The following is a 12,693-nucleotide window of genomic DNA, read 5'->3' as shown; positions in this document are numbered from 1 at the left end:
TCTATTTAATGCTCTCTGTTGTTTTTTATCACTGTGAGCCATTCTTCGAATACAGCTGCTATTTCATATTCTAGTAAGTCTGCTATCATAATATGGTCTTGGTTTTCCAAAGCCTCTTCCAGTTCCCCTAATGGTTCTGTTATAGCTGCAAGGGGAATTCCTGTCAGTGAATTATTTTTTTGCAAGCCTTCTATTGCACTTAAACACCATTGTATCGCCTCTAGTAACTTAGAAAGAACAGAAGTATCTAGCGATTCACCTTTCCTCAAGTTTTCTGCAAGATTTCTTGAGGCTGAAATTACATTTGGAATGAATTCATCTAGAGTCTGTATCGTCTCTTCAATAATTGTCATCTTTCTCACATCCTTATTCATTTATTATATCGGAATATATTAATACTTTTAAATAGAAAATAAAAAAAGCCTTGGCATTTGCCAAGACTTTTTCAATGAACCTATTATTGAAGCAACTGAAGTACAGATTGTGGTTGTTGGTTTGCTTGCGCCAACATCGATTGAGAAGCCTGAGAAAGAATATTGTTCTTCGTAAAGTCCATCATTTCTTCCGCCATATCTGTATCACGGATTCTAGATTCAGCAGCTTGCAAGTTTTCTGCTGCGTTATCAACATTACTAATTGTGTGCTCTAAACGATTCTGATAAGCACCAAGCTTAGATCTTTCATTAGATACATCTTGTATAGCGTTATCTATTGTCGTAATAGCAGATTCTGCTCCCGAAACGCTTGTGATGCCGCTACCAGCTAAGCCGCTAATGCCTACTCCAGAAGCGCTCATGCTATTAATCTCAAGATCGATACTTTCGCCTTCATTTGCACCAATCTGGAAGTTCAAAGCACCGCTTCCTGTTGCATCACCGTTAATCAGGTTTTTCCCGTTAAATTGAGTGTCATCAGAGATTCTATCTACTTCTTCAATTAACTGGTCCATTTCATTTTGAAGAGCTTCGCGGTCTTCTGTGCTGTTTGTATCGTTGGCAGACTGTACAGAAATTTCTCTCATCCGTTGTAGAATGGAATGCGTTTCACTCATAGCACCTTCAGCTGTTTGAATAAGAGAAACGTCATCTTGTGCGTTACGGCTTGCTTGATCCAAACCGTTGATTTGTCCGCGCATTTTCTCGGAAATGGAAAGACCTGCTGCGTCATCCCCAGCTTTGTTGATTCTCATACCAGAAGATAGTTTTTCCATGTTGCTTTGTTGCGCGTTTTGGTTGATTCCCATTTGGCGATTTGCGTTCATCGCCGTGATATTATTGTTAATAATCACGATAAATTCCTCCTTGAATGTGTGTTGGCACGTCCTTGTGCCATATTTTTTTGAAGCCTATGTACATATGTCGTACGCCATATGATGGTTCAGCCTCTTTCACACATAATATCGGCATAGGTTGATTTATGTTTAGTTCTTTTTTCTATTTTCATTAGATTTTTTTATACATTTGTTTGATTTTATAGTGAACTGACCATCCTAATCGCACACGATTGGTAAAAGCAAGGAAAGTGCTGGTTATTTTTCCCTAGTTGTGCTTATATAATATATAGATGTGGATTGCCGATTCGACAGCATATGGGTAATTATGAGGAGGAACGTTGTCGTGAATAGAAATTTATTAGAAGATATTCGGGATCGGTATGAGGTGATAAACAAAACGTTGGCATTACTTCCTGTGTTTGATTTAGACATTAAATCGATGATATACGAAACCAATCGGAAAATCATTTTCTCGCGGCAAACACCACTTGAGATTATGGAAGAAGCGTGTCTTGAAGGAGGCTCTTCCATTAGTGGTAGAGTTGCATTTGTACGTGAGGTTGTTGGAATTCATCGACGCCGACCTGTTCCTGTTAACGTTGCAGAGGACATTTATGCTTTTCCTACGTTTTCTCACAGAAACCCAAATAATTGTTGGATTTTTTATTCCCACGTCCGTAAAGGAATTGCTGATGAAAACACTGGAGAAGGGATAGTTATCTTTTTTGACGGGCAGCAGTTACCCGTCCATGTGTCATACCCTCGACTAGACAAGCAAATTCTTCGGACAAGTCGTTGTAAATCAATATGTGACCATTACCGGCACTACTAATCTCCTATACTTATGTATTATCATGAAGGCGCTTCCTTGTTTAACTCATAATATGTGAACCCAGCCTTCTTCAATCGCCCGTTTTATCGTATGGGTGCGGTCATTTGCTCCCATCTTTCTCGTTAAATGGCTGACATGGTTGTTGACCGTTGCTACAGCTAGAAAGCATTCTTCGGCAATTTTTCGGTTGCTTTTTCCTTCTAGAATTTTTTCAAAAACACGTACTTCTGCATCCGATAATGTTAGTCGTGCTTTTTCTTCATTTAATTTTAATTCCTGCTCCGGATCATCTTCGGAATCGTCATGAATCGATTGATACCTTTCAATCAAGCGCGGTTGAAACCATGGGTCCACGTAAACGAGAAACTCCTGCGAACGCTGGAAATGGCTGCACCATTCAGACTCTACTCGATCAGACGCTAGAATGATGGACACTTCCCGTCGAAATAACTGTTCGAGTAGTTCTGACTCATACGAAGGTAGATTTATACCCAATCGGAAATACGTTTGCATCGATTGGAGTTGATTTATTTTTTCGTAAATGGTTTCACTATCGCAGGCCGAATAGTAAATTGTATCTTTCTTTAGCCCTTTTTCAAAAAGAGTCAGCAATTGACTGTTCTCTTCTTCCACTACTTTTTTGCCAATGGATTCACCAGCATCCTTTACTCGATTGGTTCCATCCAAATCCAAGAACAAGGTTGGTAATCGGCTTCCTTGGTCATTATTATGGTGATAGATTGCGGGCATTATGTATCCCTCCTGGAGAGAAAGTGTCAGTATGTTCTTCCCACACTCCCTGTTCTATGTACCGTTCAGAATGCTCTAGTTATTTTTCTTCTTTCGTAAATCATATCTGCCAAACTACATCGACACAAGGAACGAGAGTACCTATATTACTCATTTTATCTATTTGTCACACTACATTTCTCCAACTTCTGTACCGGTACCGTTTTAACTAGAAGACTATACCAAAGGAGATAGTATCCATTTAGTTTTTTTTGATTTGTTGCGCTAGGGCTTCTAGAATGGAAAGGTTATCTTTTCCAACCGCTTGGTTATTTTCTTCTTGTATATCTAAGTAAATTTCTTTTCTATGAATATCAATATGTTGCGGAGCATCGATTCCTATTTTCACTTGATCGCCATCTACTGCTACAATCTTCACTTCAATATCATCGCCAATTTGAATCGATTGGTTGGTTTTGCGCGTCAATACTAACATTAGCGCGCCCCCTTTTGCTGTGCATCATCGCTGTTATTCTGCGGGAAGATATGGTGTTTTGTTTGATAAGGTGAATCACTTAACACCACTTGTTTGCCAGCTTTTTCTGCCATATTAATAATAATTGGTGCTTGTAGATTAGCTGTCGTGCTGGAAAAAGGATCTTGAAGTGTTAATATCGTGTATAATGCGACATCTTCTTGGGTTTCAATGTTCAGCTGTTCGATCACGCTATCGGACACTTCCACCTGGTAGTCCTCGAAAAATTGGAAAGGGTCCGTCATAACAAACGCAAGCTCAGGAGTGTGAACGGACTGTAAAATAAAAAATACCTCATCGCTGCTGAAAGGAAGTAACACAAAGGCTGTTTCCTCTTCAAAAGCGGGGAGGCCGTATTCGAAGGTTAATATTTGTTCCTTTTCTATTTCCATGACGCCAAGGTGTTTCGTTTGTAATTCCACAGTTGTTGCCCACCTTTATATAAATTATAATGCGCGGTCCACTTGACCTCCAACGACGTTGAATTCAATACTTGGTTTTTGTCTCATGTAGTGTTGTACTTCCCAGCGCGGTACTTGAAACTCTGGTTCATGTGGTTGAACATCCATATTGAACTGCGCTTTCTCAACATCAAATGTTATGCTTCCAGGATCAACATCAAACTTTACTTTATCTGCGCTTTCCGGGATGGTTGTCATTTCTGTTTCTAATTCAATCAGACGTGTGTTTTCTTTCGCAATCGAAGCAATGACTTTTCCTCCGCCTCCATTTTCGTCAATCGATTTCATTTGTTCGCCTTCTCGCGCTGTTTTAGCTACAAATTCGGAGGCTGTCTGTTCTGCTTTGCTTGCAAACTGTTTGGTGCGTTCTAAAGGCGGTATTAATCCGGCATCCGCAAACGCTTCGGATTGGTCAATATTCACCTCAACTGCTTCTGTGGAGATATTGACTGTATCCATGAATTTTTGTTCCATGCTAATGTCGGCTTCGCGTTGATTAATCTGTATGGGCGGGCGGGAACTAGTCATTCCCAGTTTTGCTTTTGTCGTATTCACTTCAACCATGGGGAAATCCATAGAACCGCCTCCCTTCTATCATGTCATATTTAGCGCAAGAAATCCATTAGTGTTGGCTGGATAATACGAGCGCCTGATGATAAAGCTGCCTGGTGAACATTTTCTTGGCTCATCAATTCCGTAATGACTTTCTCCATATCCGCATCTTCATTGTCAGACATAATCCGTTCTGCGGTAACCTCTTGTTGGTTGAGACGACTTTCAATCATCTCGACCCGATTCAACCGGGCCCCTACTTCCGCTCTTTCATTAACAATACTGTCAATATGCCCATCGATTGTTTCAATTTCAGCACTTAACTCTTCCCCTGTAGTATCAGGATCTCTTAAATCCTCTTCCAAACCTTCTAAGTCATCAAATAGGTCTTGACTAAATGTTTCTGTAGGGTTTGAGTTGACCGGAATATTTACCCCGTCTAAAAGTTCAATGGCTACTTCTCCCTCATTATCTGAAGCATCTATATTTGTTTTGTCATCAATTGGCGCATTGGTTGTATCAGTGCCATTAAAGATATATTTCCCGTTCATTTTTGTATTTGCCATATCCGCAATGTGATCTTTTAATTCCGCTACTTCTTCAGCAATATTTTCCCGCTGCCCTTCTTCATAGGTATCATTGGCAGCCTGCGTTGTTAATTCTCTGATACGCTGCATTGCGTCTGTCGTCTTACCAAGTGCTGAGTCTGTGGAATCCATCCAGTTATAAACTTCACCGGAGTTCCGCTGAAATTGTTCTACTTGCCCTGCTTCCGTACGATATCGAATTCCACTCATCGCAACAACAGGGTCTTGCGAGGCGCGGGTGATTTTCTTTCCCGTCGATAATTGGTCTTGAAGATTCCCCATTTTTTCGAAGCTTTGATTCAAATGACGAAGCGAATTTTGTGACAGCATCGATTGTGTGACGCGCATAAGGTTCACCTTCCTATCTGTTTATTTTTACCTTCCAACGAGACCCATATTATTTATAATCCGGTCTAGCATTTCATCCACATTTGTAATGTTTCTTGCTGCAGCATTATACGCATGCTGGAATTGAATCATGTTCGTCATTTCTTCGTCTAAAGATACACTGCTTACTTCTTGGCGTCTGCTATTTACATTATCACGGATTGTGGCGGTATTATCCATCTGTTGTTGTACTTCTGACGTTTCCACGGCTAGATCACCAATCATAGATTGATAGTCCCCGTCAAAATGATCGTCTTTCACATTCGATAAGTCGATGGCGTTTGAACCATCACCAGCATCGCCGTTTTGCGATGCAGCAATGTTGCCTGGATCGTTGCTGATGACGCTATCAACTTGAATACTTCCAGCAGCGTTGTCCCCATCAAAATCAAAGAAATTATTATTGTCATTCGTACCGTTTTCTATTTCATTTAACCCCTGTCCAGCTTGATGGACACTATTAAATTCATCAGCAAAGTTACTCACTAGGTCATTTAATTGCTGCATAACTTCTGGATACGTGCCTTCTTGACTATCACTTCTTCCATAGTCTTCTATCATCGCACTGAAAGAGCCTGGTGAATTTTTTAAATCAACGTTGACGGGGTCTCCACCACTTGCCAAGTTAAATGTTGACTGTGGATTATTGCTGAATTCATCGTTATTATCAAATGCGATATCAAGCTGTCTATAGTCTAATTCTTCCCCGTTTATCAGTTTTATATCGTCTCCACCGCTTGTCATGCGGTTTCCTTCTTCATTAAGCAAATAGACATTCACTTTTCCTTCGGCTGCATCTTCAGCCAGGCCTTCAGGTTCCAGATTTTCCACTTCTATATTCACTTTTTCAGACAGGTCATCCAGTAATCGGTCTCGCTCATCGTAATGGTCATTCGGCATTTGCCCGTTCGGTTCGACCCTTCCGATTTGCTCGTTCACATTATTAATATTTTTCAAAATCGAATTGATTTCTTCTTCGTTCGTTGTGATTTGGTTTTGTAAGTCTTGGCGATTCGCTTTCAACGTATCATCCATATAATTGAACGTATCTGCTAATGACACCCCTTGTTCTTTGACAACAGAGCGTGCGCCTGAATCTTCCGGGTTTGCCGATAAATCTTGGAGAGCATTATAAAATTCGTCCATTTGGCTTGATAGTCCTTCATCAGACGGTTCATTCATAAGGTCTTCAATTCTTTCTAAACTAGAATGTCTTGTTTCGTAGTAGCTCGCTTGGGAACTTTCCCCGCGATACTGCTGATCAAGATAACCGGAGCGAATACGTTGAACAAAATCCGCTTCCACACCAGTACCAATTTGCCCTGGCATTTGCGGAGCATTTCTTGCTGCTCCATTTGGGTAAGGCTCTGTTTGTGCAAAATTTACTCGTTGGCGCGAGTATCCATCTGTATTTGCGTTGGAAATGTTATGCCCGGTCGTATGTAAGGCCGCTTGTTGGGTGGCCATGCCGCGCCGTGCCGTTTCTAATCCATGAAAGGTTGAAGTCATCTTCTTTCCTCCTGATTTATCAAATAGTCTTATGCCTTTGAGTCAAAAATAGAATACCCTTCGCGTTTGTCCGTACCATCTGCTTCTGGGTGAGTATAATGAATGGCTTCTGGATCAGGTTGAATCATATCCAGTGTCATCTGTACGAATTGCAGAGAATCCTCCACTAACGTTCGATTCAATGCTTCTTTTTTCCGCAAGCTTGTCATTTCCTGCAATAAAGCATCTTGAAGTTTCAACAGCGGGTCATGATAGTCTTCGGGAATATGCTTAAGCAGTACACTTACTGTCCCGTCTGATTGTGTCTCTTCTTTATCATGTAAATAAGCAGTTGTTGCTTCCTGTCTTTTTTTTTCTGTCTGTTCCATCCTGCGGATATGTTTACTTTCATCCTTCAGCAGTGCAGATAGTTCTTTCGTCTGATTCTGTTTAATCAGTTCTGTTTTCTGGGCAGAGATGGTATTCAATTCTTTATGCTGCTGAACGAGCAGGGCCATGGACTCGAATATGGCTTTTATCGACATAAATTTCCCCGCTTTCTGTTCTTATCTTCCGCAGAATTAGGCTGTTTCCTTTGTGAACGTTAGAAACAGCCTTATATCTGGATTATTTGCCCATCCAAAAATCAGTGAATTTCTGTGCTGTTTCCTGAGCATCCATTTTATATTCGCCGGATTCGACTTTGGCTTTTAACGCATCAATCTTTTCCTGGCGGGATTGCTCAATATCATTATCCTGCTGCATTTGTTTGGCTTGGTTGGATATTTCTACTTTGTCTTGTTCTTGTTGGGGTGTTTCAGACTTTGCGTGACGTTGTGATTCAGCCTGCTTTTGGTACGGATTATTGACCTGTCCGATTGGGTTGATATTCACAGCGTTCACCTCCTATTTTAAAAACTTTTATCTATTATTGTGTATTTTCATTAGCTGTAACACCCATTATATCGGATAAACTCAATGATGTTTAACCGGTACAAATGTCTCATTTCAAGCGATTGTTCATGGAATGGTACGTTTGATAACGGCTTTTTTCTTCTTCTTTTACACGTTCCGCCCGTTCTTGTTCCCGTGCTTCCGATTGAAGTCCGCCTTCGATATTATCTTTACAATTTCCGCAAATGCGTCCTTCTCGTATTCCTTTTCCGCATGATTCACACGGGTATTCTAGATTCGGGAATTGGCGCAGATGAATGCGCCCTTCTTTAATAAAATGGGTGATATCCTCGTAAGACACACCGGTTCCTTCTATGACTTCCGACATAGTCGCTTGACGATTTTCTCTTTTTTTAATAAATGAATAGACTGTTTGGAATTTATCTTCTACCTCTTTATGGCATTTATTACAAACAGCGCGTAATGATTTTACAAATAAGTCTCCGCAACGTGGGCAATTTTCTAAGTTTTGCATGATGATTCCAACTACCTTTCTTTACCCTCTTATTAGAGTGATTGAACATATTTTCTTAGCACCGTGTTTTTTTAGTATGTCGGCCGCTTTTCTTAACGTCGTTCCCGTAGTGTAAATATCGTCTAATAATACAATATTTTTACCTTTTATTGAAGATTTTTTATTGAATTGAAATGGTTGAATGACGGAATGTATTCGTTCTTGCCGGGACTTTTTGCTTTGTTTATCTTCATGTATCGACCTGATAAGAGCATGTTCTATCGAAGGGGACGGCGGTCTTGCTCGTTGAAGAAACGACGCCAGCATTTCTGATTGATTAAATCCACGTTCTTCGGCGCGTTCTTTGCTGAGCGGAATCGGCACCGGAACATACCCGTTAAAATACTTGTTATAAACGGAAACAACTGGTTGATGAAAGCCATATCCTATTACCGCATCGCCGCGATATTTCCAACGAGCTATAACGTCTTTCATTTTTTCATTATACATATACAAAGAATAATTTTGTTCAAGTAAGCCGCTCCACTGACTGCTATTTTCCCAGCGCAAGCAGTCTTCGCAAACGGTTGCGGACGTTTGAGGACGACTACATGTCGGGCAAACATTTCCTGTAATACGTTCTAGTGACGCAACACATTCAGAACAAAGAGACGGGGAGGATGGTAAAAATAAAGACGTCCAGCTCGTCAAAGGGGTTGTATTTTCTCCACAATATAGACAGTAAGACATACGTCTGCTCATCCTTTTTGATTAGATTCTCTGTTCATTGTTGTAATATGGCGCTTGGCGGCTACCATTCCATTCGTTTTTCCAAAATGAAAGTAAACGACATCTGCCCCTGGTTGTTCCTTACTGCGCCCAGCTCTGCCTGCTATTTGGACTAACGCGCTTTCCGTAAAAATAGCCGATTCTGCTCCGAGTACAGCGACATCCACTCCTGGGATTGTCACTCCGCGTTCTAATATCGTCGTCGTTACAAGCAGCGGTATACTGCCTTTTCGGAACTGATTTACTTTTTGCAGCCGCTCCTGATCTCCACTATGGACCCCTTCTACTGCAGGCCATTGTTCTTTCAACAGATCTGTTACTTTTTCTAAAACGGCAACAGACGGCACGAACAAAAAGGCTGGTATGTTCTGTTCGATATGTTCCTGACTCCACTTGTTACAACTTGCAGGCAAGCTTCTGTTTTCTATTCGTGTTTGCCATGACCCTATCCATTGAAATCGCGGAACAGGTAAGGGGAAACCGTGGTAACGCTGGGGGATTCGAACACAGGGAAGTCTATTTGCATTGACACGTTTTTTTAGAAGTGGAGTAGGAGTGGCGGTAAGGTGGATGGTTGCCGCTTGTTGCTTCTTGGCTTTTGTCACGGCTTGCGTGAGAGAATGATCAGCTGTATAAGGAAAGGCGTCTACTTCATCGATAATGACCGTATCAAAAGTGGAGGTGAAACGCATCGTTTGGTGGGTTGTAGCAATAATTAGTTGAGCGGGGTTGTGTTTTTCTTCGCTATCACCGTATAAACCGGCAATGCTTGTAGTTGGCAGTACTTTTCTCAAACGGGGCAGTAATTCGAGAACAACATCGGTTCGAGGGGTCGTTATTAAGACTCGTTGACCGATTCGGAGCGCTTGTTCGAGTCCAGAAAAAAGTATTTCTGTTTTTCCCGCCCCGCAAACCGCCCAGACTAAAATATCAGCTTGTTCAAGTATCGTTTCTATGATTTTTGAGGCTGCCTTTTGTTGGCCGTTCGAAAATGTTCCATCCCATTTCAGGAGGATATCGTTGTAATGATACTTCGGCGCTGGCCCATTCCACCGTAATAGCACAGAGCACGTACTAATTCGCCCCATCATAATGCAATGACGACAGTACACGCACTTTTTGTGGCAGCGAAAACAGTCGAAACAACCGAAACTCTTCTTTGATGTTGTATGACAACGTTGACAACAGAATCCTTTTTTGTAAGGAAGCAACCCTGATTTTAATGTAATGAGACCTGTTTCAAGAAAAGGCTTTAATATTCCCCAAGAATATTCCATTTCTTCATATAACAATTCTTTACCGAATAGTGTTGCTTGTACATCATCGTAAAAAGGGATAGATACGGAGGGGATAACGTGAGAAGGAGTAGGTAATGCGGGCAATCGACTAATGACATCTGGTCCAGCCAGTATGTCTGCATCGTTTTCGACAAGCGCTTCTGGAAGACATCGTACGTCAGACTTTAATCGGACATGACAGTAATTCACTCCATCGCTCCTCATTATGTTGTTTTCTGTTTATTTATACTGATTTTATTTTCGAATAAATAGGACACGGTGGTCCCTGCGCGGGCTCGCTTTCCGCAGGCATGGCCTCAGCCTCCTCGAAAGCGCCTATCGGCTCTTTCTCCGGGGTCTTCAACTCATGCTTTCCCGCAGGAGTCTCGCCAGCTCCGGTCTCACCTCCCGTCATGATATAGGAAGAACCGTCTTATTATGCATGAAACAATTGAAATTCAGACTTTTTCATTAGCCCTAATAGCGCGAGATTAGATTCCACAGGATGTGGGTCAGATCGACGTTGATACAGGGTGCCGCTCTTCGTTGATCTGATCCGCTAACAAGAGTGATATTTTGACGGAGTCCGGATAACAATCAAAAATCAAAAAATCCAAATGGATTCAAGAGAATCGTTCGAAATTTCCTTATGAATAAAACACTTTTGTCCCAGCCTAAAACTTGCACCAGCCAATACCAAGGCCTCCTTCACCTAAATGTGTCCCGATGACCGGTCCAAAATAACCGATATCAATGTCGGCATTGGGATATGTATCAGCCAGCTTATTTCTTATATTCTCCGCCTGTTCGGGGCGATTCGCATGAATGACGGTAGCTCGAATCGAAGCACCTGTTCCGGCATCTTCTTCAAATAATTCAAATACGCGATTCCATGCTTTCTTACTCGTCCGGACTTTCTCAAATGGGACAATTAATTTGTCTTCAAAGTGAAGAATCGGCTTTATTTGCAAAAGACTCCCGACAAGAGCCTGTGCCCCATTCAAACGCCCGCCACGATGCAGATGATTAAGATCATCTACAATAAAGTAGGCGCGAGTATGACGTTTCATCTCTTCTAGCCGATTTAAAATAGTGTCGACCGTTTCGCCTTCATGAGCCATTTTGGCGGCTTCTAACGCATAGTATCCTTGCGGGGCACAGCTTATTTCTGAATCAAACGCATACACTTGAACGCCATCCACTTCTTTCCCTGCAGTTATTGCTGTTTGGTATGTTCCGCTTATACCGCTTGAAAGATGGATAGTAATAATCGATTCATATTTTTGACTAAGTTCTTCAAACACTTCCATAAAACGTCCGATAGATGGCTGAGAGGTCGTAGGAAAATCATTTACCTCTTTCAGCTTTTCATAAAAAGAAGCGGTAGACATATCAATTTCTTCTTGATAGGACGTATCACCGAAACTAACAGTTAGCGGCACAACGGTAATACCAGACTGCTCTATTTGATCAGACGGCAAATAGGCTGTACTGTCGGTAACAATCGCAATATTCGACATAGACGTAACCTCTTTTCAACACCATTTGTCGTTTGACTCTATTTTACGAACTTGTCTATATTACCGCAAGGAAAAGATGAGATGTTTCATCTCACTTTAACCCAGCCTTTTTTGATTGATTCGACAACAGCTTGAGTGCGGTCATTTACATTCATTTTTTGCAAAATATTGCTGACGTGGTTTTTTACCGTCTTTTCACTAATATACAAATATTCCCCAATCATGCGGTTACTGTAGCCATCCGTCATCAATTGCAGGACTTCGCACTCACGGCGTGTCAGGATATGAAGCGGCTTTCTGTATTCTACTTCTTTATAGCCAATCTCTCCATCAGATGAATCAACCATGCCTTCATCTCCATCCGCTAACCGGCGGTATTCATTAATTAAATTGTGAGTGACTTTCGGGTGAATATAAGCCCCACCTCGCCCTACTACTTTCACAGCTTCGATTAGCGCATCCGCATCCATTTCTTTTAATAAATATCCTGCAGCTCCCGTTTTCAAAACGTGCGTGACATAGGATTCATCGTCGTGGATAGAAAGAATAAGCACTTTCACATCCGGATGTTTTGCTATTAAATCTCTTGTCGCCTCTACCCCATTAGTCCCAGGCATATTAACATCCATTAATACGACATCAGGATCATTTTCTTCGACAAGCGTAATCGCTTCATCCCCGTCGTCTCCTTCTGCCACTACTTCAAAATTCGCTTCCATATCAAGAATACGTTTGACACCTTCTCTAAACAGCTGATGATCATCTATGAGAAGTAGGCTTATCGTTTCGTTCATTTGTTCTTGCATGTCGTTCATCCTTTCGATTACGTTTTCTTATAAATTTTTCACTCATACG

16 protein-coding genes are annotated in these 12,693 nt (G+C 41.4%); 1 reads left to right on the top strand and 15 read right to left on the bottom strand.

The window, feature by feature from the left end; genetic code table 11:
- Positions 1-5: 5 nt before the first annotated feature.
- Positions 6-353 carry a DUF8042 domain-containing protein gene (locus J2S78_RS03120; RefSeq protein WP_306896163.1) on the bottom strand — a complete coding sequence of 116 codons (348 nt, stop codon included), beginning with the start codon at positions 351-353 and terminating at the stop codon, positions 6-8.
- A 104-nt stretch (positions 354-457) separates the two neighbouring features.
- Complete coding sequence (locus J2S78_RS03115) at positions 458-1,288, bottom strand: flagellin N-terminal helical domain-containing protein (protein ID WP_306896161.1); 831 nt, start codon at positions 1,286-1,288, stop codon at positions 458-460.
- A 328-nt stretch (positions 1,289-1,616) separates the two neighbouring features.
- On the opposite strand from J2S78_RS03115, the gene J2S78_RS03110 reads away from it, so the two are divergent.
- Positions 1,617-2,105: a competence protein ComK gene (locus J2S78_RS03110; protein ID WP_306896159.1), complete on the top strand. Its 489-nt coding sequence runs from the start codon at positions 1,617-1,619 to the stop codon at positions 2,103-2,105.
- A 45-nt stretch (positions 2,106-2,150) separates the two neighbouring features.
- Here the strand turns inward: J2S78_RS03110 and J2S78_RS03105 are convergent, their stop codons facing one another.
- The 13 genes from J2S78_RS03105 to J2S78_RS03045 form a co-directional block, all read right to left on the bottom strand.
- On the bottom strand, positions 2,151-2,855 hold the full coding sequence (locus J2S78_RS03105) for a response regulator transcription factor (RefSeq protein ID WP_306896157.1): 705 nt from the start codon (positions 2,853-2,855) through the stop codon (positions 2,151-2,153).
- Between the two features lie 241 nt (positions 2,856-3,096).
- Positions 3,097-3,330 (bottom strand): carbon storage regulator CsrA, encoded by a 234-nt coding sequence (gene csrA, locus J2S78_RS03100; RefSeq protein WP_125553449.1) that lies wholly within the window; start codon positions 3,328-3,330, stop codon positions 3,097-3,099.
- Positions 3,330-3,791, bottom strand: coding sequence for a flagellar assembly protein FliW (gene fliW, locus J2S78_RS03095; RefSeq protein ID WP_306896154.1), 462 nt, complete (start codon positions 3,789-3,791; stop codon positions 3,330-3,332). Before fliW ends, csrA begins: the two co-directional genes overlap by 1 nt.
- Before the next feature lie 24 nt (positions 3,792-3,815).
- Positions 3,816-4,406: a DUF6470 family protein gene (locus J2S78_RS03090; RefSeq protein WP_306896152.1), complete on the bottom strand. Its 591-nt coding sequence runs from the start codon at positions 4,404-4,406 to the stop codon at positions 3,816-3,818.
- Positions 4,407-4,435: 29 nt separating this feature from the next.
- Positions 4,436-5,317 (bottom strand): flagellar hook-associated protein FlgL, encoded by an 882-nt coding sequence (flgL, locus tag J2S78_RS03085; RefSeq protein WP_306896150.1) that lies wholly within the window; start codon positions 5,315-5,317, stop codon positions 4,436-4,438.
- Between the two features lie 27 nt (positions 5,318-5,344).
- Positions 5,345-6,865: a flagellar hook-associated protein FlgK gene (gene flgK, locus J2S78_RS03080; protein WP_306896148.1), complete on the bottom strand. Its 1,521-nt coding sequence runs from the start codon at positions 6,863-6,865 to the stop codon at positions 5,345-5,347.
- 29 nt (positions 6,866-6,894) lie between these two features.
- Positions 6,895-7,389: a flagellar protein FlgN gene (locus J2S78_RS03075; protein WP_306896146.1), complete on the bottom strand. Its 495-nt coding sequence runs from the start codon at positions 7,387-7,389 to the stop codon at positions 6,895-6,897.
- 82 nt (positions 7,390-7,471) lie between these two features.
- The gene (flgM, locus tag J2S78_RS03070) at positions 7,472-7,738 is read right to left on the bottom strand and encodes a flagellar biosynthesis anti-sigma factor FlgM (protein WP_306896144.1); all 267 of its coding nucleotides are present in this window, start codon (positions 7,736-7,738) and stop codon (positions 7,472-7,474) included.
- Between the two features lie 109 nt (positions 7,739-7,847).
- Positions 7,848-8,273 carry a TIGR03826 family flagellar region protein gene (locus J2S78_RS03065; protein WP_306896142.1) on the bottom strand — a complete coding sequence of 142 codons (426 nt, stop codon included), beginning with the start codon at positions 8,271-8,273 and terminating at the stop codon, positions 7,848-7,850.
- A 21-nt stretch (positions 8,274-8,294) separates the two neighbouring features.
- Complete coding sequence (locus J2S78_RS03060) at positions 8,295-9,002, bottom strand: ComFC family protein (RefSeq protein WP_306896140.1); 708 nt, start codon at positions 9,000-9,002, stop codon at positions 8,295-8,297.
- Positions 9,003-9,010: 8 nt separating this feature from the next.
- Complete coding sequence (locus tag J2S78_RS03055) at positions 9,011-10,528, bottom strand: ATP-dependent helicase ComFA (protein WP_306896139.1); 1,518 nt, start codon at positions 10,526-10,528, stop codon at positions 9,011-9,013.
- A gap of 464 nt (positions 10,529-10,992) precedes the next feature.
- On the bottom strand, positions 10,993-11,838 hold the full coding sequence (locus tag J2S78_RS03050) for a DegV family protein (protein WP_306896137.1): 846 nt from the start codon (positions 11,836-11,838) through the stop codon (positions 10,993-10,995).
- An 86-nt stretch (positions 11,839-11,924) separates the two neighbouring features.
- The gene (locus J2S78_RS03045) at positions 11,925-12,644 is read right to left on the bottom strand and encodes a response regulator (RefSeq protein ID WP_306896135.1); all 720 of its coding nucleotides are present in this window, start codon (positions 12,642-12,644) and stop codon (positions 11,925-11,927) included.
- Positions 12,645-12,693: the final 49 nt, after the last annotated feature.

The organism is Salibacterium salarium, assembly GCF_030813635.1.
Taxonomy (GTDB): Bacteria; Bacillota; Bacilli; order Bacillales; family Marinococcaceae; genus Salibacterium; species Salibacterium salarium.
This window is presented reverse-complemented; position numbering and strand designations above follow the sequence as displayed.

What these genes read in the sequence shown, in the direction of transcription:
- J2S78_RS03120 (WP_306896163.1), bottom strand. Translation starts at nt 353, where the DNA reads ATGACAATTATTGAAGAGACGATACAGACTCTAGATGAATTCATTCCA.
- J2S78_RS03105 (WP_306896157.1), bottom strand. Translation starts at nt 2,855, where the DNA reads ATGCCCGCAATCTATCACCATAATAATGACCAAGGAAGCCGATTACCA.
- csrA (WP_125553449.1), bottom strand. Translation starts at nt 3,330, where the DNA reads ATGTTAGTATTGACGCGCAAAACCAACCAATCGATTCAAATTGGCGAT.
- J2S78_RS03090 (WP_306896152.1), bottom strand. Translation starts at nt 4,406, where the DNA reads ATGGATTTCCCCATGGTTGAAGTGAATACGACAAAAGCAAAACTGGGA.
- flgL (WP_306896150.1), bottom strand. Translation starts at nt 5,317, where the DNA reads ATGCGCGTCACACAATCGATGCTGTCACAAAATTCGCTTCGTCATTTG.
- flgK (WP_306896148.1), bottom strand. Translation starts at nt 6,865, where the DNA reads ATGACTTCAACCTTTCATGGATTAGAAACGGCACGGCGCGGCATGGCC.
- J2S78_RS03075 (WP_306896146.1), bottom strand. Translation starts at nt 7,389, where the DNA reads ATGTCGATAAAAGCCATATTCGAGTCCATGGCCCTGCTCGTTCAGCAG.
- J2S78_RS03065 (WP_306896142.1), bottom strand. Translation starts at nt 8,273, where the DNA reads ATGCAAAACTTAGAAAATTGCCCACGTTGCGGAGACTTATTTGTAAAA.
- J2S78_RS03060 (WP_306896140.1), bottom strand. Translation starts at nt 9,002, where the DNA reads ATGTCTTACTGTCTATATTGTGGAGAAAATACAACCCCTTTGACGAGC.
- J2S78_RS03050 (WP_306896137.1), bottom strand. Translation starts at nt 11,838, where the DNA reads ATGTCGAATATTGCGATTGTTACCGACAGTACAGCCTATTTGCCGTCT.
- J2S78_RS03045 (WP_306896135.1), bottom strand. Translation starts at nt 12,644, where the DNA reads ATGCAAGAACAAATGAACGAAACGATAAGCCTACTTCTCATAGATGAT.